23 protein-coding genes are annotated in these 23032 nt (G+C 35.0%); 4 read left to right on the top strand and 19 right to left on the bottom strand.

The annotated features are described in order from the left end of the window. Window positions 1-100 precede the first annotated feature (100 nt). Window positions 101-2827 (bottom strand): YfhO family protein, encoded by a 2727-nt coding sequence (locus KQI71_RS02855; protein ID WP_216433892.1) that lies wholly within the window; start codon window positions 2825-2827, stop codon window positions 101-103. Between the two features lie 112 nt (window positions 2828-2939). Between KQI71_RS02855 and KQI71_RS02850 the strand changes: the two genes are divergently transcribed. Both KQI71_RS02850 and KQI71_RS02845 read left to right on the top strand, forming a co-directional pair. Next, entirely contained in the window at window positions 2940-3371 is a 432-nt protein-coding gene (locus KQI71_RS02850; protein ID WP_216433890.1) for a GtrA family protein, read from the top strand. A 65-nt stretch (window positions 3372-3436) separates the two neighbouring features. Then, window positions 3437-4243: a PIG-L family deacetylase gene (locus KQI71_RS02845; protein WP_216433888.1), complete on the top strand. Its 807-nt coding sequence runs from the start codon at window positions 3437-3439 to the stop codon at window positions 4241-4243. Between the two features lie 16 nt (window positions 4244-4259). On the opposite strand, the gene KQI71_RS02840 is transcribed toward KQI71_RS02845, so the two are convergent. From KQI71_RS02840 to KQI71_RS02815, 6 genes are all read right to left on the bottom strand, one after another. Continuing rightward, window positions 4260-5189: a glycosyltransferase family 2 protein gene (locus tag KQI71_RS02840; RefSeq protein WP_216433886.1), complete on the bottom strand. Its 930-nt coding sequence runs from the start codon at window positions 5187-5189 to the stop codon at window positions 4260-4262. 17 nt (window positions 5190-5206) lie between these two features. Next, the gene (locus KQI71_RS02835; RefSeq protein WP_216433884.1) at window positions 5207-6430 is read right to left on the bottom strand and encodes a CdaR family protein; all 1224 of its coding nucleotides are present in this window, start codon (window positions 6428-6430) and stop codon (window positions 5207-5209) included. After that, window positions 6408-7229 (bottom strand): diadenylate cyclase CdaA, encoded by an 822-nt coding sequence (gene cdaA / locus KQI71_RS02830; protein WP_216434190.1) that lies wholly within the window; start codon window positions 7227-7229, stop codon window positions 6408-6410. The genes KQI71_RS02835 and cdaA overlap by 23 nt, the downstream gene beginning before the upstream one ends. A gap of 53 nt (window positions 7230-7282) precedes the next feature. Beyond that, window positions 7283-8155 carry a hypothetical protein gene (locus KQI71_RS02825; protein WP_330655233.1) on the bottom strand — a complete coding sequence of 291 codons (873 nt, stop codon included), beginning with the start codon at window positions 8153-8155 and terminating at the stop codon, window positions 7283-7285. Window positions 8156-8240: 85 nt separating this feature from the next. Then, the gene (locus KQI71_RS02820) at window positions 8241-8696 is read right to left on the bottom strand and encodes a hypothetical protein (RefSeq protein ID WP_216433882.1); all 456 of its coding nucleotides are present in this window, start codon (window positions 8694-8696) and stop codon (window positions 8241-8243) included. A gap of 117 nt (window positions 8697-8813) precedes the next feature. Continuing rightward, a complete protein-coding gene (locus KQI71_RS02815; protein ID WP_216433880.1) occupies window positions 8814-9461 on the bottom strand; it encodes a C40 family peptidase in 648 nt (215 codons plus the stop codon). Between the two features lie 259 nt (window positions 9462-9720). Here KQI71_RS02815 and KQI71_RS02810 point away from each other — a divergent pair, with 259 nt between their 5' ends. Further along, window positions 9721-10047, top strand: coding sequence for a cupin domain-containing protein (locus KQI71_RS02810; protein ID WP_216433878.1), 327 nt, complete (start codon window positions 9721-9723; stop codon window positions 10045-10047). 27 nt (window positions 10048-10074) lie between these two features. Here KQI71_RS02810 and KQI71_RS02805 read toward each other — a convergent pair whose 3' ends face one another. From KQI71_RS02805 to KQI71_RS02785, 6 genes are all read right to left on the bottom strand, one after another. Beyond that, window positions 10075-11022, bottom strand: coding sequence for a Gfo/Idh/MocA family protein (locus tag KQI71_RS02805; RefSeq protein ID WP_216433876.1), 948 nt, complete (start codon window positions 11020-11022; stop codon window positions 10075-10077). A gap of 96 nt (window positions 11023-11118) precedes the next feature. Beyond that, window positions 11119-12264, bottom strand: a complete 1146-nt coding sequence (locus tag KQI71_RS12770; protein WP_330655232.1) for a heavy metal translocating P-type ATPase — start codon at window positions 12262-12264, stop codon at window positions 11119-11121. 32 nt (window positions 12265-12296) lie between these two features. Then, complete coding sequence (locus KQI71_RS12765) at window positions 12297-12995, bottom strand: P-type ATPase (RefSeq protein ID WP_330655230.1); 699 nt, start codon at window positions 12993-12995, stop codon at window positions 12297-12299. A 265-nt stretch (window positions 12996-13260) separates the two neighbouring features. Further along, window positions 13261-13536, bottom strand: a complete 276-nt coding sequence (locus KQI71_RS02795; protein ID WP_216433875.1) for a metal-sensing transcriptional repressor — start codon at window positions 13534-13536, stop codon at window positions 13261-13263. 67 nt (window positions 13537-13603) lie between these two features. Continuing rightward, complete coding sequence (locus KQI71_RS02790; protein WP_216433873.1) at window positions 13604-14944, bottom strand: MATE family efflux transporter; 1341 nt, start codon at window positions 14942-14944, stop codon at window positions 13604-13606. A 12-nt stretch (window positions 14945-14956) separates the two neighbouring features. Beyond that, the gene (locus tag KQI71_RS02785; protein ID WP_216433871.1) at window positions 14957-15385 is read right to left on the bottom strand and encodes a MarR family winged helix-turn-helix transcriptional regulator; all 429 of its coding nucleotides are present in this window, start codon (window positions 15383-15385) and stop codon (window positions 14957-14959) included. Between the two features lie 165 nt (window positions 15386-15550). On the opposite strand from KQI71_RS02785, the gene pepT reads away from it, so the two are divergent. Then, window positions 15551-16768, top strand: a complete 1218-nt coding sequence (gene pepT, locus KQI71_RS02780; protein WP_216433869.1) for a peptidase T — start codon at window positions 15551-15553, stop codon at window positions 16766-16768. Between the two features lie 223 nt (window positions 16769-16991). Here pepT and KQI71_RS02775 read toward each other — a convergent pair whose 3' ends face one another. From KQI71_RS02775 to KQI71_RS02750, 6 genes are all read right to left on the bottom strand, one after another. Then, window positions 16992-18731, bottom strand: a complete 1740-nt coding sequence (locus KQI71_RS02775) for a class I adenylate-forming enzyme family protein (protein ID WP_216433867.1) — start codon at window positions 18729-18731, stop codon at window positions 16992-16994. 210 nt (window positions 18732-18941) lie between these two features. Beyond that, a complete protein-coding gene (locus tag KQI71_RS02770; RefSeq protein WP_216433865.1) occupies window positions 18942-20423 on the bottom strand; it encodes a hypothetical protein in 1482 nt (493 codons plus the stop codon). Window positions 20424-20528: 105 nt separating this feature from the next. Next, window positions 20529-20930 carry a DUF5300 domain-containing protein gene (locus tag KQI71_RS02765; protein ID WP_216433864.1) on the bottom strand — a complete coding sequence of 134 codons (402 nt, stop codon included), beginning with the start codon at window positions 20928-20930 and terminating at the stop codon, window positions 20529-20531. A gap of 186 nt (window positions 20931-21116) precedes the next feature. Further along, a complete protein-coding gene (locus tag KQI71_RS02760) occupies window positions 21117-22526 on the bottom strand; it encodes an APC family permease (RefSeq protein ID WP_216433862.1) in 1410 nt (469 codons plus the stop codon). Window positions 22527-22540: 14 nt separating this feature from the next. Beyond that, the gene (locus tag KQI71_RS02755) at window positions 22541-22726 is read right to left on the bottom strand and encodes a P-II family nitrogen regulator (RefSeq protein WP_256442113.1); all 186 of its coding nucleotides are present in this window, start codon (window positions 22724-22726) and stop codon (window positions 22541-22543) included. Window positions 22727-22767: 41 nt separating this feature from the next. Beyond that, the gene (locus KQI71_RS02750; protein WP_216433858.1) at window positions 22768-22887 is read right to left on the bottom strand and encodes a P-II family nitrogen regulator; all 120 of its coding nucleotides are present in this window, start codon (window positions 22885-22887) and stop codon (window positions 22768-22770) included. Window positions 22888-23032: the final 145 nt, after the last annotated feature.

Below are 23032 nucleotides of genomic sequence, written 5' to 3'. Positions count from 1 at the left end.
CATCCTTATCGTTTGTTTTCAAATTTCCTTTCTTATCTCCTCCTTCTTCTTTTTTATTTTATGTCTCTGAATTTTGTCACAGTTGTAATAATTATATCATTCAGGACTGGTATTTGCAATTTTCTCGCCGATAGATATAATAAGCTGTACAAAAAACAATCCATCCACAAACACTCATCCACATTCCCTCTTTGAGCCCAGGTGTTCTATAAGTCATCCTAATCTTATGATTCCCTTTTTTTAATGAAACTCCCATATACATTCCATTTGCTTTCAAAATTGGAGTTTTCTTTCCATCGACTTCTGCCTCCCATCCTTTTGAATAAGGAATCGTGATGCATAACATCTTTCTCTTTTGCAGATAAATCTTTGCTTCAAATTGATTATCATGATATTTGATATTCTTAGCTTTATTCTTTTTTCTTTCCTGAAGCTTTTTCAAAATCTGTTTTTTATCTGCCTCAATTAAATGAACCTGTTCAACCTGATACGTTCCCGGAGAAAGAAATGCCATTTTTATTTTCTGTTGTCCAGAAAAATTACCGTTTAATTTCACTATATAATCTTTTCTTCCAAAGTAGTAAGGATTAAATCGACTCTGAATATAAATCTTCTGAGAAACTCCCTTTTGTTCAATCCGAATTCCCTTACTCGATTTCTTTCCACCCATGACAATATCCTTGCCATGACTTGCAGAGTCATTATATATAAGATTTTTAAAATAAAGATATGTTTCCTTTGTTTTATCCGAAGGAAGCATCACTTCCAAATTATTTTTTCTTCCTAGCATCACAAGTTTTTTCATTTTCCATGAGACATCTGTTACTTTTACACCAGATATTTTCTTTTCATTCTTATGATCTTTCAAATATTGTGGAACATCGTCAAGCACTATATGATCAAGCATCATCTGCTCTCTTTCCGCACCATTTGCCCGATCATATTGTTTTTTTGTCACTGCCCGATCGTAGGCATAAGCAAATGGAAGCGCATTTTTATTCTTATAAAGTGTAATATTTCCTTTTGTTTTTATCTTGGTGAATCCATCCGGTATATCTTCTTGATTATATGCTGTAATATACTTCACACCAGAAAGACTTAAGAGACCAGTTCTTTGATCTACCCCACAGTATTTATCAGCATACTGCATTCCAAGAGTCTGATAACTATTCACTGTATCCGTCACATCTGCTGATGTAATACTGTAATAACCACTAATCGTATTTAAATCATCATACAATCCATAATTTTTGTATGGATATCCCTGCGCATGGACACGATAAAGGGACGTATCCTTTTTCTTCATACTTTTTAACAGCTGAATATCTTTGCTTCTTAAAAGCTGATTGGCTGTATGATAATCTAAAAATTCTTCTGTATATCCTTTTTGTTTACTACTAAATCTGTAGTATCCATGAACTCCCGCAGAAATGATCACAACCGCTCCAATCAAAACCCTCGTTAACATCTTGCGGCTATCCCATCCTTTTGCCTGAAACCATACAAAGAGTCCATAAAAAATGAAAAGCAAAATTCCAGCTACCTGATTTCCCTTACAGCTGATTTTTTCATCTCCAGAAATATTTAATAGAAAAATAAATACATTATAAATAACAATAGAACTTCCAATTCCTATTTTCTGTTTTTTCGTCATCATAAAAAACCGTGGATACATCTCTGCAATCAAAAGTGCCACAATAAAACTAACGACAAAGCTCCATCGGTTGCTTGCATAAGAAAGTCCATTGAAAATATAACCAAACACAGGTAATGCCAGCGCGATAATACATCCAATAAAGCATAATCGATATTTTTTATGCTTCATTCTCTCAGAAAACAGGACAAATAAAATTGCAATTCCTGCAATTGGAAGATACCCTATATTCGTATTATTTCCTGCATTTCCATAACCTACAACGTTACTAAGAAGCAATATATAAAATTTTGCTGGATAAACGATCAGCGTTTGAAGATCCACTCCTGCATTTCTTCCGTTGCCAAGAAATCCTATCACAGAAGGTAGCAAAATAATCGCTGCCATAGAAATACCTATCATATAATAAATTGCGAAATTTCTAATGATTAGAAAAAATTTATGGATCCTATCTGTTTCTACATATTTATAAAATCGGATCCATGCATAAATGACAGAAAAAATAGTCAGCATATATAAAAAATAATAATTACTTATGGCAGAAAGAGCGACTGACAAAATAAAAAGAAACGGCCTTGTTGTTCCTCTAAAAATCTTTGTATCCTTTGCCGACATATAGATCTCTTCAATTCCCATGCAAAGCAATGGAAAATAAATCATTGGATTCAAAAAAAATGGATGTCGTATTCCAAGCCGAAAACAAAAACCACAAAATACATAGGCAACCGCCCCAATGACAGTCCCATACGTCCTTTTTTTCATTTTTATACAATAAAGTATAAATGCAATCCCTGCCAAGTACATTCGAAGAATAATCATCACATGATACATGATCTCCGTATCCTTCCATGGGACAAAACCATAAAGCAGATTTAGTGGATCCCCAATTGCATAATAATTCAATGTAGAAATAATATCCGCTCCATATCCGATTCCCATATTCCACATCGGAATATGAGGATGTCCAGAAAGAACACTCTCCACAATCTCTCGAAGCCACCGACCATAATAAGCGAGGGATGTAAAATGCTGGCTTAATCCATCTTCAATTCCAGCTCCCCAGATGAAACTCTTTCCCTCTGCAAAAAACGGAAAAAAGGATACCACACACATCATCAAAAAAAATCCTGTATATAATAGAAAACATTTCCTTCTTTTTTGCTTTTTACCCATACTCTTTTTTACTCCTATCCCTTTGTACTTCTTGTATTATAGCATGTCATAGTTGAAAATTCTTAAAAAATGTCTTAAGATGTTAGTTATATGTAAGGAAAAGGAGTAGGTTATGTTAAAATTAATTAAGAAACTTTATTACGACCCACGAATCCGCTATCTCTTTTTTGGCGGAATGACAACCCTCGTTAATATTATCGCTTTTGCAATTTTAAAAGGCCCATGCCATATGGATTATAAAATTGGTAACTTTTTCTCTGTTGCCATTTCCATATGCTTTGCATTTTTTGTGAACAAGCTTTATGTCTTTCAATCAAAAACAAATTCTTTTTTAGAAAGCTTCCACGAATTTTGCCGTTTTGTCCTTGGACGTCTTGTTACTCTTGTAATCGAGGTCGGCGGTGTCCCTTTATGTGTAGAAGTTCTTCACCAATCAAAAATGGTCGCTAAAATTGAAACTCAATTTATCGTTGTATTTGTTAATTACTTCATTAGTAAATTACTTGTATTTCGACATACAAACCACTCAAACAAAGATCAATAGCCTGTCAACTACCCATCACCGAAAGGTAGTGGGTTTCCGCCCATGACAAACGAAAGGATTTATTTATGAAATTCGATAAATCACAAAAGGTATTTCTGATTTTCTCCCTGGCAGTTGCAATACTTTGCATTTATATGCCAAAAGAGCCTTATCTAGATGATCAGGCGAATGACAAATGTATGTCCCGTCTTGATCTTAAAGGCGTTGATCGGATCATGATTGTTGCACATCCAGATGACGAAAGTTTATGGGGTGGCGCACACCTTGCACAGCACCGCTATCTAGTTGTATGTTTAACCAATGGAAAAACTTACCACTACCGTCGTTACCGGGAATTTAAAAAAGCATTGAAAGTAACTAATACCCCAAGTATCATGTTAAACTATCCAGATTTTCAACATAAACACCGAATTTCATGGAAGCCTTATAAAAAACAGATCGAAAAAGATGTTGACTATTTTCTTTCTTATAAAAACTGGGTGGAAATTGCCACGCATAATCCAGATGGAGAATATGGGCATCAGCACCATATCAATACATCTCTTATTGTTACCCAGTCAGCTAAAAAACATCATGATTTTAAAAAACTTTCTTATTTTGGCATCTATCACTGGAACCATCAGGCAGTTGCTTCTCTGAAACCACAAAAAACGACCGCACTTAAGAAAAAAGAAGAAATGTTTACCCCTTATCATCGAGAACGCAACACCATCAAAAAGCATCAAAGAATGCATCCTTATGAACAATGGATCAAGGCGAGCGATTGGAAACACTCAAAAATTCAAAAAGAACGATTTTCTTCCGATCGTGTTCAGCATGAAAAAGTGAAATCAAAACGACATATTCTAAAAAAACGACGGGATTTCTTTTAAAAGAAATCCCGCTTTTTTATTGTTTGGACTTTGTAATATCCGAGATAATATAACGAGGCCGCATTTTCACTTCCTCATAAATTTTAGAAATATAATATCCAATTACACCAAGACTGAACATCAAAATACTTCCAATCAGTAATAATAGCAAAATAATCGTTGTAAATCCTTTCACTGCATCTCCTGAGAAATACATATATAACGACTGACCTGTCAATATCAAAGCAAACACAAAGAAAATAAATCCACAAAAGGTTACAATCTGCATCGGTGCTGCACTGAATGATGTAATATTATTTATTGCATACTTGGTAAGAGAACGGAAAGACCATTTGGAATGCCCTGCCTCTCTCTCCTGAACATCAAATTCCACATATGCCGTAGAAAATCCAATCCAAGAAGATAAAGCTCGAAAAAATACATTTCGCTCTGGTAACTTTAAATATTCATCTACAACTTTTCTGTCTAAAAGCTTAAAATCAGATGCCCTAGACATATCAATTCCAGTTGCCTTACTGATCAATTTATAAAAAGTCTTTGCAAACATTTTATGCACCAGACTTTCTTCTCCTCTAGAAGATTTGATGCCTTCTACTACTTCGAATCCCTTTTCCCACAATTCATACATTGTAACAAGAGTTTCCGGCGGATGTTGAAGATCACAATCCATGACTGCTACACAATCCCCTTGTGCCTGGCTTAACCCAGCTGAAATTGCTGCCTCTTTTCCAAAGTTTCTAGAAAAACAAACTCCTCTTATATGTGGATCAACCTTCTTTTTCTCTAAAATCTTATTCCACGTCTGATCCTTTGAACCGTCATTCACAAATACAAGCTCGTATGGTATATGTTCTTTTGTCAAAATATCATGAAGCGTATCTGCAGTTTTCTGAATCATCTGTTCTTCATTATATGCCGGTAATACAACAGATAACATTTTTTCCATACTGATTTTATAATCTCCTACTCTATTGTAATTGTTGCGCTTACATTTCCATCAATGCTCATATTAGCAATCTTTGTAAGCTGAACCTGAACCGTATGTGTACCTGGTTCAAACAGTTCCATATTAATTTTCGGATTCAGGTCTTTTGCCATAACCTTATCAACAACCGAACGCAATCCACTGATCTGAACTTCAATTGTTTCATTTGCAAAGGTTACCTTATAATTTTTTGTATTATTAATCAAATGAATTTGATTTGTCTTAATATAAAGTGTCCGTTTCTTTTTCTTTTCAATATTTGCTCTGATTACGATATTTCCTATCTTATCTGTAGATTTTACAAAAGAAATGCCATCCGGTAACTTCACATCGGATGCCTTAATGGTCTTTTCAATACTTTTTGTGCTATCACTAATATCAAGATTTGCAAGCTCAATCGTATGAACCTTCGCAAGATCATCCGAATTTCCAGTAATTTCAAGTTCAGTAGGATTATAATCGATACTTCCAAGAACATATCCTTTTGCCGGTTTACCTTTGGTCTTTACGGACACTGGTACGGTTTTTGTTTTAGCAAGGCCGATTTTTACTTTAATCCTATTCGTATCAAGATTGATCCTATCCTGACTAACTTCTTTTCCATCAGCATCATAACATTTAATCTTTTGATTCATCGTCACATCTTTTTTTACACCAGTAACATCAACTGTTGCAACAATGCGATCAATCTGATTAATCACACTTTTGGGGCCTGACACCGAAACCAGATTTGGTGTTGCCGTCTGACTAATCACCGTATATCCTTCTGCTGGCCTTCCTTTGATCTTAACAACAACCGGTATTTGATCATTTTTAAGATCTTCCAATGCTACTTTTACCGTTGCACCTCCCGTGTCGATATCTAACTGCCCCTTATAACGCAAAGCTTCGACTTTAATCAAAATCGCGTGAACACTTGACATAGAGGATACATCCGCCGTTGCACGAAAATCAGATTTTTTCAAACGGTCTATAATGTTTTTCTTTCCTTTTACTTTAAAACTTACCGTCTCTCCACTTTGTATCTTATAGGTCTGATTTAATTCATCCAATACCTGCTCATTTAACATATCCACAGGCACATCTGTAAATGTTTTTGTGATTACCGGATTATCTGTATTCATAACAAACATCCAAAGCAGAAAAGCAAAAACTACAGAAAATATTTTTAAAAGTAAATTATTTTCTATCTTTTCTTTCATTTCGATTCCGTCCTTTCCAGAGTTTGAACTTTTTACTGCTTCCTTTCTCTTCCCGCAGAACGGAAAGTTCATCTCTCAGTTTTTGAGGATCCAAATCATGAAGAATTTTTCCTTCTTTTGCAATCGAAATTGCTCCAGTTTCCTCTGATACGATTACAGTAATACTATCAGAGACCTCACTAATCCCCACTGCTGCCCGATGTCTTGTTCCAAGTTCCTTTCCAATCTCAACACTGTCACTTAATGGGAGGTAACATGTTGCTGATACAACTCTGTTATTTCGGATAATAACTGCACCATCATGCAATGGTGTATTTTTTTCAAAAATATTAATCAACAGCTGACTGCTGACTTTAGCGTCAATCGGTATTCCGGTTCTCTCATACTCTCCAAGCATAACTTCCTTTTCAAGAACGATCAAAGCTCCAGTTTTTACTTTTCCCATTTCAATTGCTGACCTGGATATTTCTTGAAGTGTTCTTGCCGTATAGCCTTCATTCATCTGGTTCGATTCCGTATAAAAAATTCCAGAAACCCAGTTTTTTCTTCCAAGCTGTTCCAACGCATTTCGAAGTTCTGGCTGAAATACGATTAAAACTGCTGTTATTCCAACACTCATTGTATTGGCAAGAATCCATGTAATTGTATGAAGCTGCAGCAAATATGCGCCAAGCTCAATACATAAAAGCAAAAGAATTCCCTTAAGTAATACCCATGCTCTTGTTGTCTTGATCCATTTAATAATCTGATAGATCAGAACACTGACAAGCAGAATATCAATCACATCATTCCAGCTCATTTTTAACACAGATGACCAATATGCATATTTTTCAAGTTCACTTAAAAAATTGTTCAAGATTTTTCTCCCTCATCATGCTCTTGTTTTTCTTTTCGTTTTAAGTTAAATCTTCTTGCAGGCACTGTAATCTGTGTGACATTAAACTCTTCTTCTGCCACAGAGATCTTTGGTATCGCCTTTACATAATAGTAATACTCTTCGTCTTCAAATTCAAAGTTTTCTTCTCGCGTATAATCAATGACATTATACAAAAACTGACCAAGCATTACGATTGCAATACATAAAAGAATCATCAAGATTTCCGAAATGATATTTACATCGCTGTTTACAAAGTAACCGCCAATCAACATAACAAGCATATAAACAACTCCGCCAGCGAAAATAGCAATATACCATCCATAAGAAGCCTGAAGTTTACGAATTCCAGCAACAACCGCTGCAACAAGGACAAAAACGAACAGGCAAAGTAATAATTCTTTATTTCTCGTTGTTCCTTGCAAAACAAGATTATAAAGATGTGCATTTACTGTTCCATTTCCTACCTGAAGCAAAGATTCTTGTATGACAATTGCAAAATAATAGAAAAAACCACCCATTAAAATAGCTGGTAATCCAATCAATCCAGCAAAAACACCTGTAATAAGAGGCATGATTGCTGGTATATGAAAATAAAAAGCACCTATTGTCATTAAAAATAAAATTTCCTGTTTTACAAACATTCTCTGGTAAATCAAAATATATAATCCAATCAAAACCAGATAAACAATTGCAATTTCTATGGAAATACTGAAAAGATTCAATAACACAATCAGATGATACATGATAAAAATAACAGAAGTTGGTACAAACACACAAATAAGACCCATAATAAGAATCATAAATGGCTGCCCAAGTAAATGAATCTGCCCATATGTTTGATTTACCACATAAAATAAGATTATTCCCCCGAGAAATCTTCCCAGAAACTGTATATATTTTCCTTTAGATGCTAGCAATTTTAAAAAACGCTCTCTATATATTAATAGTTGTTCCATCATCTTGCTCCTCCGGATCAATGCTAGGACTTACATCCTCATGTTCTTTTTCTTCATATAATCGAAGCAGTTCTTCCAGATATTTATCGTACATTTTAATCCTTGCTTCTACTTCTTCATAATCCCTGATTGCTCTTTTCTTTGTAAAATGCAGATAAGCAAGGAAAATGATAACATAAATAATTAAAATACTTAATAAGGCAAAAAGAAACTTTCCTTTTCTTAACATAACGATCAAAACATCCAACTGAGACAAACATAAAATGGTAAGTATAATTAAGAATGCAACCGTCAGTGCAATACTCATCTTAATTGTTTCCAGGCGAATGTAATCTTCTTCCCGATAACGATTGATATGAAAATCTCGTTCTCCATATTTTTTTTCATAGCGGGCCATTTCTGTCATGATCTTTACTTTTTCTTCTGAAATCATTGAAATTTACCTCCGTCTGCATCCAATATGGATATTATAGCATGTACTATCTTGAAATTAAAGAGAAAAAGGGAAACGGCATTCTGGATGACGTTTCCCTTTTTTTATCTTTTTTTATTATTTTACAATTCTTCTTACACTTGCTACGGAGCGGTAATTCGCAGGAGATGTAGTTTTGATTCCTGTTTTTTTACTGCTTGCATGTACAACGGTATTATTTCCAGCATAAATTGCTACATGACCATAATAACAAATCAAATCTCCTGGTTTTTTATTTGACCAGCTGACTTTTTTTCCAGCACTTCTTTGTTCTCCCGATGTTCTCGGAATACTATAACCAAAGTGTCTATAAATGGCCTGTGTAAATCCTGAACAATCAATTCCATTTGTTAAGCTTGTACCACCATAACGATATGGATTTCCAATGAATCTCTTTGCATAATTTACAACCTGCTGACCTTTTGAAGTAGCAGATGGTTTTGTAGAAGATAAATAACTAGAACAAACATATGCTGTCTTTCCATTATTCTTTACTTCTGTCCAGTTTCCTGTACTTCCATAACATGTGATTTTTGTACCTTTTTTATAAGCTCCAAGTTTTTTTGAACTTGCACTTGCTTTTTCTCGGATTGACAATGTATCTGCTGTAACATATCTTGTATAAGCAGCATAAACACTTGTCTGCTTTTTGAATCCTGTAAATGTAAGTAACATGGCCAAAGTAAGCATGCAAACAATGGCTCTGGAGTATATCTTACGGTGCATGAAATGTCCCTCCCAATAAATTTGTTTCTTAAGTAAGTCTAATATAACACATCTTTTACGCTTTGTAAATAGTTTTGTAATAAATTCGTAATAAATTCACAAATTAGTATAACAAAGCGTCTTTTTTCCATAAGATATTTCTTATTTCAAAGATGAATTTTTCGCCTTTCAGGCGTATAATACATTTCAAGAGCTAATATAAACAGCTCTCGAAACTATCAATCCATAATAATACTTACTAACAAATGAGGTGAACATTATGAAAACAGAACGCGTAGAAAATATGTGCGGTGGAAAAGGACATGTAATCATCAAACATATTCTTGGTGAGAAAGAATTAAATGGAAAATGTGGTCTTTATGCACAGGTTACGATTGAACCAGGCTGTTCTCTCGGATACCATGAACATCACAATGAAAGTGAAACTTATTACATTCTTTCTGGTGAAGGTGAATATGATGACAATGGAACAAAAAGGTCTGTAAAAGCCGGTGATGTTACTTTTACACCAGATGGATGCGGACATGGCCTTGTAAATACTGGAGATACTGATCTTGTATTTATGGCATTGATTATTTTTGATTAATTTTCTCAAAAAAGAAGCTGCTTTATGTCAGCTTCTTTTTTTCTTTGATGCAATATAGGCCGAAAGCGTTAAAATTGCTTTTGTATCATCCATAGAGTGTTTTTTACTTTCTATGTTCCCTTCTTCGACATCCTTTATAAAATCTTCAATCTCTTTTGTCATATCATTTCCATCAAACGGAAAATGTCGGTGAATAACAACACCATCCTTTTGTTCTATTTTATAATCCATGATTCGATTATAATCTGGTATTTCAATTGTTCCATTTTGTCCTTCAATGATAGCCATTCGTTTCTTTTTGCGATCAATTGCTCCTTCTGCCGTTGCAAGGCATCCATCTGCAAATGTAATCTCTGCTTTAAAATAATAGTTAATTTCATCTACCATCTTTTGCTCAGATTTTACATCCACAATTTCCGATGTCTCAATTCCAAGAATAAAACCAAGGATATAACTTCCGATATCATTTAACGCACCCCCCTGTTGTGGGTCAAAGAGGAAACAAGTCTTTGGCATATCCAGCGAATCTGAACAAAAATTTGCATATATTTTTTGCACAGGTGCAATTTTTTCCAAATCTTTTTTTAGTTGATCATATCCATCATTAAATTTTGTTTTTAACGCTTCCACACATAATGTCTTCGTTTCTCTCATTTTCTGCCTGACTTCTTCCACCTCTTCTGCAAAAAGTACTAACGGTTTTTCACACAAAACCGGAACATGATGATCGAGTGCCTTTAAAATCCATTTTTTATGAAATTTATGCGGCAACGCAATATAAACCGCCTCAATGTCACTATCACAGAGCATTTGTTCATAATCCCGATAAATCTTGATCTGCGGATGTTTTTTTAGATAAGGATCATCCAATGTCATGGATCTAGATCCAATCGCTGAAACAACTCCCTGTATTGCTTCAATGCTTTGTACAAACTTTCTGGCAATTCTTCCAAAACCTATGATTCCAAAATTCATTGATATTCCTCCTCGTTCTTATATGTTTCTTATCTTATCCTGAAACAAAGAAAAATACAAGAAAACTATTTATATAGAAGAAACCAAAAATTTAAGTCAATTCATCCTCCATTTTAACAATAATGCTGAATTTATGATTACAAATACAGACCCCACATTGTGCACTAAGGCTCCTACCACTGGATGAAGAACTCCAGTAATGGCAAGTATAATGGCCACAAAATTTAAAGTAAGAGAAAATGTTAAATTTAGTTTAATCTTTTTCATCATTTTCTTTGACAATGCCAGAAGATGCGGCAATTCTTCTATTTTATCAGCCACAAGTGCTATATCCGCTGCATCAACGGCAATATCACTTCCAACACCTCCCATAGCAATTCCAACATCTGCTTTTTTCAACGCAGGTGCATCATTGATCCCATCTCCAATCATACAAACTGCCTGCTTCTTTTTCTGGATGTGATCAATATAATTTAATTTATCTTCTGGCAAACAATCCGCACAAAATTCTGTAATACGAAGTTGAGCCGCAATATTTTCTGCTACATTTTTATGATCTCCCGTTAGAAGAACCGGTTTTACATGGAGCGGTTTCAGTTCATCGATCATTTTTTTACTTTGTCCTCGCATCGTATCTGCCAGCGCAAGAATTCCTTGTATCCTTTGGTCTAGCGCAATATAGATTACAGTGGAACCCTTATCTAAAAATTTTTGCACTGTTTGTTTCATTTTCTCAGATAAAATCAGATGGTGCTCCTCCATTAGTTTCTCGTTTCCCGCCAACACTATTTTACCATTAATTTTTGCCGTGATTCCTCTTCCAGGTATCATCATAAAATCAGTAGCTTCCATTAAATGATCTCCGTATTTCATCTCATAGCAGAAAACAACAGCCTTGCCAAGTGGATGCTCTAACAGTTTTTCTGCAGCTGCTGCATAAGTATAAATTTCTTTTTTACTCACGAGATCTTGAAAAGTTTCCACTGCAATCACTTGTGGATGTCCTAAGGTTAATGTTCCTGTTTTATCAAACATGATTTTTTCTACCTTTGCAAGGCGTTCTAAGGCATCTCCTTCTCTAACAAGAAATCCATGTTTTGTAGCATTTCCGATTGCTGCCATAATTGCCGTTGGCGTTGCAAGAACAAGCGCACATGGACAAAACACTACAAGAATCGTGACAGCACGAATAATTTCTCCAGAAAAAAGCCATGCCAACACCGCTGCTGTCAAAGCAATCACAACAATCCATGTTGCCCACTGGTCTGCAAGGCTTACAATTTTTGCCCAGCATCCGCAGACTGAACCAAACGAATCATACGCTGAATGGAACTATCTTCTCCAACTTTCATTGCCTTCATTTCAAATACACCAAATTGATTTACGGTTCCAGAAGAGACTTTATCTCCAATTGTCTTATCTACCGGAAGAGATTCTCCTGTCATAACTGCCTGGTTAATCGAAGTCTGTCCAGATACAATTACTCCATCCACAGGAATCATTTCCCCCGGAAGCACCCGAATTCTATCACCAATGCATACTTGCTTTGCCGGAATCATTTTTTCCTGATCTTTGTAAAGTATTCTTGCTGTCTGTGGCGTCAAATGTACAAGCTTTTCAATCCCAGCTCTAGCCTTTGCTACCGTAAGCTCCTCCAAAAGCCCTCCAATTTGCATAATAAAAGCAACCTCACCAGCAGCAAAAATTTCACCAATACAAACAGAAGCAATCAGCGCAAGTGACACAAGAACATCTGCTTTAATATCAAACTCCATGACAAGTCCGATGATTGCTTCTAAAATAATTGGAATTCCACAAAGAACAATCGATATCCACGCAGGATCTAACCCGGAAGGAAACAAATGAAACAAACTACACAAAAGAGCAACACCAGAAACAACAAGGAATCCAATCTCTCTCTTCCTTCCGCCAATCTCCAAAATTCCTTCTAACTTCTTCATTAAAATTTTCATTTTAAGCCTCCTTTATATACCATACGGGGTATAGGTGCATTATACCCATAGGGGTATTGGTTGTCAAGAAAAGAAAAAAATAACCAAATAGCAGCACACTTTTATTTAAAATCACACGTAACAGTGCCAAAATAAATGATTTTAATCATTTGCTAAATGCTAATGTGACTATATGGCTGTTTTTTGGTTATTTTTTCATTATTTAAAGAATCTTTTAGGATAAAACTACTATGTTTAAAACATCCAACCCTTGGCAAAGGATGCCTTACCCCATATTAGCAAATCTTTCTACTGCCTTTGTAAATTCTTCAATTGTTTTATCTGCATCTCCGTGTTCTATCCCATCTTTGACGCAGTGTTTAATATGCCCTTCTAACACAATCTGTCCGCATTTATGAAGTGCAGATTTTGCTGCATTCATCTGTGATAAAACATCTTCACAAGGAATATCTTCATCAATCATTCGATCAATAGCCTGTACTTGTCCAATAATTTTTTTCAATCTTCGATGAAGATTATCTGAATCCATACATTGTTTCATATCTCTTACCTCCAATACTTATACTTCCTATGGTATAAACACATTATCCTGAAAACTTAAATTTCTGTCAACATTGATTTTTACCAAGCGCTTTCCTGCATCTTTTCCATAATATTGCAGATAAAATGACCGCAATATAATCTGTCAAACCTTGTCCGTAAATAACTCCATTTAATCCAAAGCAAAAGTTCAACAGATATAATAATGGAATTAGCAAAAGTCCTTGTCTTAATATTGAAAGAATTGTTGCTGGAAATGCTTTTCCAATCGATTGCATACAGTTCATATTTACAAATAAGAGTCCGATTATTGGTCCGGAAATCATATAAGCAATTAACATAGAAACACCATAATGGATAACCTTTTGATCCTGAATAAATAACTGTAGAATTTGTACACGAAAAATAAAAAACAAAGCAGTCGCAAGAATTCCAACAATCAAACAGCATTTTTTGGTATAACGTTCCACACTTTGAAAGCGTTCTACATTTCCCGATCCAAAATTATAACCAAACAATGGCTGTACCCCATTAGCAAGTCCCATCTGTAAGAAAGTAATAAACATATTGGCTTTAAATACAATTCCAATCGCAGCCACTGGTTCATTTCCATAAGCTACAAGAATCTGATTTAAAACAATCGTAGATAAACTCATTAACATAGAGAAAATTGCTGTTGGCAGTCCACTGCTGCACACACTTTTTAAAATCTTATCTTTACATTGAAAATATTTTATATGAATAGAGAAGAAACTGCTTTTCTTTACAAAATACCAAATATAATAAATGCTGGCTAATATATTTCCAATGGTTGTTGCAATGGCTGCCCCTGCTGCTCCAAGATGAAATCCACTAATTAGAATCGGATCTAACACAATATTTACAATCGTTCCAATCATACTTCCAATCATAGCCTCTTTGCTTGCACCTTCTGAACGAACAACAAAACTTGCTGCCGCAGACCATATGATAAAAGGTGCTCCATAAGAAATATGAAATAGATATCCATACGCATAGCAATACGTCTGCTGATTTGCTCCGAAAATATTTAAAATGGGTCTTGAAAATAAAAGTAAAAGAATCGCAAATACACACCCAACCGCCAGAGATGCATAAGTAATAAAAGAAGAAACATTCTTCATACGCTTTTCATTTTTTTCACCCATAGCAATGGATGCCGCTGCACTTCCACCCATACCAAACATATTAGCAAAAGCCATAAATAAAATAAAAATAGGATTCGTTAAGCTGACTGCTGCTACCTGAAGCGGATCCCCTGTTTGTCCTACAAAAAAAGTATCTGCCATATTATAAACAACAGTGACCAAACTACTGATTACACTTGGTATTGCCATTTTAGCTACTGCTTTGGGAACCTTCATCTTTTCCATTAATTCATTATCATCCATCTTTTTCTCCCTTTAATATCTGTAATGTTCCAAATTTGCAAGCATTTTCTGTGCAATTTTCATAAACTGCTGATGTTCTTCTGGCGTAATGTTCTGTAGAAGAACTTGTTCTGATGTCTCTACTTGATTACGCAAAACATCTTTGATTGCCACTGCCTTATCTGTAAACATAATTTTCTTGCGTCTTCCATCATTTTCATCCGGTACTCTTTTGATATACTCTTTCTTTTCCAACACATTAAGCATCTCCGTTACTGTCGGCGGCCGAAGTCCAAATTCCTTTTCAATATCTTTCTGATAAATCGCGCGTAGAGGCGATTCTACTAAAATAAACTTCAAAACATTCGCTTGTGCCTGACCGATACCAACTGCATTTTGTATCGATCTAGAACAGCGTTGCAAACGGTTGGAAATCCGATTAATAATCTTTCCTGTTTCCACTTTATCCTCCTTTCCTATCTCTCGTAAATACTTAGGGTCCTAAGTATTTTAGGATCATTTTTTCATAAAGTCAATGAAAGTTCAAACATTGAAATATTATCCAAAATTTTATATCTTTGTTCGAATGTGCTATGATAAACAAAAAACTTAGAAAGGAACCTATTTATGAAAGCTTATGAACGACTGTTAAATTATGTTGCTATACGAACACCAAGTGATGAAAACAGCAAGACAATACCATCTTCTAAATGTCAGTTTCATCTTGCAAATCTCCTAAAAGAAGAAATGAATGATCTTGGTCTTTGCGATATTTTACTCGACGATCAATGTTATTTATATGGAAAACTTCCAGCAACCAGTGGTTATGAAGATCGACCAACCATTGGATTTATCGCACATATGGATACGGTATCTGATTTTTGTAATCACGATATCCATCCAATCATTACAAAGAACTATGATGGAAAAGAACTTCCTCTTGGAAATAGCGGCCTCGTTTTATCTCCAAAAATCTTTCCTCATTTAAAAACCTTGGCAGGACGTACATTAATTACATCCGATGGAACAACCATCCTTGGGGCCGACGATAAAGCTGGAATTGCAGAAATTCTTACTATGATTGAGCTAATTCAAAAAGAAAATATTCCCCATGGAGCACTCTGCGTAGCATTTACCCCAGATGAAGAAATCGGAAGTGGGGCATCCCATTTCAACATCGAAACCTTTGGAGCCGACTATGCTTACACCATGGATGGTGATACCGAAGGAGAAATTCAATATGAAAATTTCAATGCATGCAAAGCCGATTTTCACATTAAAGGTTTCAATGTTCATCCTGGATCTTCAAAAAATACAATGATTAACGCATGTCTTGTAGCCATGGAAATTAATAACGCGCTTCCTTCGATGGAAACACCACGTGGAACTGAAGATTACGAGGGATTTTACCACCTTCTTAGCATGTCCGGTGATGTCAGCCAAGCAAATCTTCACTATATCATCAGAGATCATGACTCTTCTCTCTTTGAAGCAAAAAAACAAACCCTACGCCTCATCGAAAAAAATCTTAATGAGAGATGGGGAAATGGTACAGTTTCTCTAACAATTACAGACCAATATTACAACATGGCAGGAATCATCAAGGAATGTATGCACCTTATTGATCATGCAAAACTTGCCTGTGAAAATGCCCATGTAACACCACTAATTCTTCCAATTCGAGGCGGTACCGATGGTTGCCAATTAAGTTTCAAAGGACTTCCATGCCCAAATCTTGGCACTGGTGGCCACGCTTATCATGGCCCATATGAACATATTACCGTCGAAGCCATGGATCAAAGCGTTAACATAATGATCGAACTTGTAAAATTGTATGCAAAATAAAAAGTTCAGGCAGAAATTCTGCCTGAACTTTTCTTTATAATACTTAAAATTTTTTCATAAAGGCACCAGTCTCATCTCTTATATCTTCACATGTTCCCCCAATATGCAAATTTAGATGTCCGCATCCCTGGCGTTTCAGACGATAGCCCTAGTTTTTTTCTTGTGAGCCCCTCTGTAATTAAATTACAGAGAACTCCCACTTTAAAATACACATTATTATTTTTTATTCCTTTTTAAACTTTCCTGCCTGGATATCTCGAGTTAATCCAATACGATTTGTTTTAAAATGGAAGAATGGACGTTCTGGTAACACAATAATATCCACTGGCTGCATATAATTTTCCAGAGCATCTTTTACTCCTTCTTTGACATCATCCAATGTATATCCATCTTTTAGAACAACAAATAAATACGGAACAAAGCAGCGATGATGCTCTTCATCTGGAAGAATTACAAAAAATTCATCATCGATTCCTGGAATTTTCGCATCCGCTAAAAGATTTTCCATTGGTAATGTTGCCAAATCTCCACCTCCATAACGAGGTGCTTCTCCTCTTGTTAATGCAAAAAGCGTTCCATCTTCCTTCATATATCCAATATCTCCTGTATGGAGCCAACGATTACCATCCGAATGAATTCTAATTGCTTTTGCAGTCTCCTTTGGATTGTCATATCCAATCATTGTTCCAGGTCCACACTGACAGATTTCTCCCAATTCTCCATAAGTAAGCTCTTCATCTGTATCTGGTTTAAAAACTGAAATGGTTGTCAATGGCATTGGAATCCCAACATTTCCATTTCCAGCTGGATGTGATGTTATCATTGGAAGAGCCATATTAGAACCTGCCTCACTACATCCATAACCTGTTGTAAGACGCGCCTTACAATTATGATCATTCAAAAATTTCTGTGCTCTTGCCAACTGATTGTTATTATAAGCTTCACACCCTACTCCAGCCGCCATTAAATGTGACATATCATAATCATCCGGTACACGTCCATTTCTCATAATAAGTTCAACAAACATTGGAATCAATGGCCAACAATTTGGACGATAACGCATCATCTCAAGATCTACATCTTCCGGCTTTACAAACGGACATAAAATTAATAATTTATTCGATGCAAGCGGCACCAAAACCATAGAAACCACAACAGCTACCAAAGCTGGTGGAAGTATTGTCACCATCCATGTTGGACGGAATTCATCGGAAGCACCATAAAAATTCATCTGATGGATCGTTCCGATCATTGTATGTGCGGAATGAATCACCTGTTTGGATGGTCCTGTCGATCCACTTGTATATGCTCGGAATAATGGACGATCAATATCCTTCGATGCTTCTACTTTACCTGTAAATTTCTCTCCAAGCTCTAAAAATTCATCCCAAGAAAGTGTACATGGTCCATAAGCTGGATGATCTGTATATAAAGAATCAAGATAATCCCAACAGTAATCCGGAATTTGTGTTCTATCTGCACTGCGAATTGGACTCAATAAAACAGCTCCGCGAACTCCTGCTCCAGAACGATACTGATTAAAATCTTCATGAGAAAGAAAATCGTGTGCAATAATCATCTTTGCTCCAGATTTTTTTACGGCTTCTACATTTTCTTCAATGGTATTATCGCGGCAAAGTAAAGACGCCCCAATTTTCTCTGCTGCCAGTAAAAGGTAGATGAATTCAGGAGCGGATCTTAAAAACATTGGGATTTCATCCCCTTCACCAAACCCAATGGCTCTCAACGAACGCGCTACTTTTTCTGTCTGTTCTTTTACTTCTTTCCATGTAATTTCTCTTCCATAATAATGAATCGCAACAACATCCTCTCCTGGACATCGTTTCATTAAATATTCATAGATTGTATCCTTTGGAATGGAAAGTCCATCTATTAACTCTTTTGGATAATATTGCATCCACGGACGGTCAACGCTTGGCTTTCCTGTCATTTTCTGATTCATAAAAGTTCCCCCTATTCTAACTTTTCCATTGTTCGCATTGTTATATTCAAAATACGCTGACTGCAAGTATAACATAAAAAATCAGGAACTCAGTGGAATCAACTTGACAAAAAAAAAGCGTTTATTGATTTTTATTCTCAAAAATGAATCAACTGTTTGAAAGAGACGAGAATTCCTTACAAACAGCCGATTTTTTGTATCCTGTATTATTTAAATTTCAGAAATGATATTTACTCTTTGAATCATATGGCAAATAAAGGAATAAATTTGATCAGAGTCTGACAGAATATCTTCATTTTTATCATCCCACATAATATCAAAAAAGCGATCAAAAATCCTTTGCATGTCTGGATGATTTAAAACAGCAAGATTATTATGTCCATTGTATGTACTCAATCTTAAATAAGAAAACTGATCCGAAAGGAATACACATTGATTCACATGATATTGAAAATCCGGCATCAACTGCTTATAGATTAATTTAAACCTTAAATTTTTCTGCTCTGAACAAAGCTTCAGCAAATGTCCAATATAACGTTCTCTCTGCTGTAATGTCAGACGAATTTTATAATCGAAGAAATCCAACTCACTTTCCACAGCAAGATTTAAAAATGCCTGACTGTAAATTAAAATATCAAATCTGGCCTCTTCTAACGCCTTCCTTGTAAGTGTATGAACATAACGAATTTCCTTTTCATAACGAAATTCTTTTCCTTTTTGTTGTTTTACCTTTTCTAACAGCTCTTCAAATAAATCTTCTGGCAGAAAATGTTCTGTCATATGTCCAATAACCCATCTTTGGTTCAAGGAAAGCATCGAATGCATATAATCATAATGTACAATCATCTTTTCCATTGTCTCTCTACGGCAAAGAAGTGCTTCTCTTATACAAAGATCACGAATATTATAAAAAATAGCATTACAATTTGCTGAATCACTACTTACCGTAACAGACATACATTTATTCGGATCTACCAGCATGCCACTAATCATAAAATCATCTTTCACTGTAAATACCATTTTCCCAGATGCTTGTATATTCTTATATAGATGAAAATCAACCTGAGACATCGCTGAAAGCATATTCATCAGAAAAATTGGATCATAAATATCATCAATTTTATCTTCCGATAAATCAATCACCAGTGAAAAATGCACATCTGGATATGTATGATGCAATTCTCTATGAATATCTCCCTGCATAATTTGAAGCCTATATTCATGATTCAAAAGCAATAGATCCATCTCTGCCATAATGTGAAGCATTTTGACTCTACGCAAAACTGGATGACGCATTTTCGTAATATACTGAGCAGGACTCAGCTCAACAAAGAAATTAACTTTTGGCGCAATCGATGTACCACACGTTTTCTGTAGATCCATTACATAATCATATTCGATTTCTAGATTATCATAAATAACCTTTTCAAGTTCTTCTGGAAATGTTACCTGATAATTAGAATATAAATTTTCTAACCCATCTTGTGTACTCTGTCTTACAATCTCATGGCTGATCCCTGTCAGAACTTTTTTCTTTGTCTTTTCTGCTGGCATCATACGTCCACTAATCCATTTACTGATATAACTGGCATCATACTGCAATGCTTTGGCAATAGAAGCATTTTTTACCTCAGACATATTGATCAGTTGTTCCAGTAATTCACTAAAACGATTCTTCTCTACTGTTGACATATACTCTACCTCATACCTTCGTTTTAAATACTATTGTTATCGTAAGTATATCACATATTTCCTAATACACAAAAAACAGTACAGCTAAAAACTGTACTGTCTCTCCTACTTATTAAAAATGTTCGATGAAATACTAGGTTTCATATCATCGCCAAGAGACACGGTAATACAAGTATTATCGCCAATGCTTCCACAAAGTTGTTTCGAAAATGAACGGTTTTGATCCGTATCACCACTAATTTCAATATTTACAACATAAACTCTGTTTTCTGGAATTTTGACTTTTATACTTTCTCCTAGTTTGATTTTCTCTACTTTTTCCACATAGGTATGATTGAATTTCACTTTGATATTTCTAAGCTCAAATGGTGATGTATTTCTTATCATAATAGTATTTTGCTTTTGAATATTTTCTTTTGTTCTTCTACTCTCATGATATAAAACCAGTGTTATCATCACGCATAAAACTACTACAATTGCCAGTATTCTTTTTAATGTTACTTTCATTATATTTAAGGTCCTTTTCTTTCATCACACTAATATATTTTATATTTCTTGCAATTTCATATGATACCATACCCTATTATAAACTGACAAGCGCCAATTTACCTTTGTTTGTCGCAAGTATCCTATCAACCTTTTTATCCACACTCTTATAGTATATAAATATACATTTTGAAAGAATATGCACCGCTACACATTCTTTTCTTTTTGGTTGCAATTATGCGCTGCTAAATATAACTCATGCTCCATTGCCATAACCTCTTTTATTTCATATGTTTCAAATAATTTTTTCTTCATAACCTTTTTAATCCATAAAATAGCATATATACTTAAAATTACAAACAAGATAATGCAAACTCCATATATTTTCCGTCTTACATCTGCATTCCCATCTATATGCATAATCATAAAAATATTTCCAATGATTCCAATCAACGGCACTATTATACCTAATGATGTCTTAAAATTTCTTGGAACAGTAGGAAATCTTTTTCGAAATATCAGGACATTTATGTTCGATATAATATAACAAAGCATATAATAAACACACCCTACTAAAATTACAAAAGATATCTGTTTTGCTGTTGATAATCCTAAAACATTAATCAAAATCATGAATCCACTAATTGTAAAAATTCCTATGTATGGTGCGCCATGTTTATTTCTTTTTAAAAAAATCTGTGGTAATAATCCAATTTTTGCCATTCCAGTGCACAAAAAAGATAATGAGCTAATTACAGAATTTGTTGTACTAACAACAGCTAAAACCGAAACCAATATCATCCACACGGTTCCTACGTTTCCTAAAACTGAAGTCCCATAGAAAATATGTGGTGAACTGTTATTTGCCAATTCATTCCATGGTGTGTAATTATGCATCCCCAACATAATAATGAACTGCATGAAACATACAACAAGCAAACTTGCGATCATTCCTGCTGGAATGTTTTTCTTTTCATTTTTGACACTTTTGGCAATTGGAATAACATATTCAGAACCAATAAAAAGGAAAAAAGCTAATCCTACCATAGACATAATATCCGATGGATTTTCACTAAGAGCCCACGCCTGATTTATTTCCGTCTGAGTTCCAGCCCTCAAACAGCCAATGAAGCCAATCAAAATTAACGACCCTATCAAACTATAAGCTACAACATTTTGGATTTTTGCAAAAATATCAATTCCTCTTAAATTTGCCAATGTTATAACGACCAACATAATAATGCATAAAACACTGGATGGAATTCCAGTATGAAAAACACTATTAATAGAATTTCCAAACATAGCACATTCCACACTTGCAGAAATAATGTTGCATAGCAAATATCCTCCAGTCATGGATACAATTGCTACAAACGGTCCCATACTTACTAAGGTATATTGTGCCAAACCACCTGTAAGATTTGGCATAATCGCATTTAATTCGGAAATAGACATTACACTGCATATATTGATTCCGCAGGCAATCACCATCGCAATCGCAAACGTCATTCCGATGGTTCCTGCCCCTTGTCCTAATGACATCAGGCTGCTTGTTGCCACAATAAGTCCTACTCCAGCAGCTAACACACTTGGAAATCCAAGTTTCTTCTCATTCATTCTTCGTTCCCCACTTACTCTAATGCATTTTTTCCTGTCTCTCCAGTACGTACCCTGATAATATTAGAAATCGGAGATATAAATATTTTTCCATCTCCAATATGCCCTGTATATAATTCTTTCTTTACAAGTTCAATCAGTTCTTCAATTTTATTATTTTCAACAATAACCATTATGAGTTGCTTCGGAAGCAATTCCATTTTCTCATTCTATTTGCTTTCATACTCATAAGTTCCTTTTTCTACACCCAGCCAATCACCTGCATTACCGTCATCCCACTGATTTTTAATTTATTCAGTGCTTCTTTTAATCCAGATAATTTACTCATACTGGTTACAATATCAACTCTTGAAAATTCCATATCCATTACCTCCAAAAAAAGGTCAAAAGAAACAACTTTTCTTGTATTGTCTCCTTTGACCTCTTTCAAAATTTGTATTTATTTTTCCCTGCGTTTTTTTAAATAAATCGATCGATCTAGATTTATTATACAGCTTTGTGCAACA

Origin of the sequence: Anaerostipes sp. MSJ-23 (assembly GCF_018918155.1) — a bacterium.
Lineage (GTDB): Bacteria > Bacillota > Clostridia > Lachnospirales > Lachnospiraceae > Anaerostipes.
The sequence above is the reverse complement of the archived record's forward strand: the minus strand, read 5'-3'. Positions and strand labels throughout refer to the sequence as shown.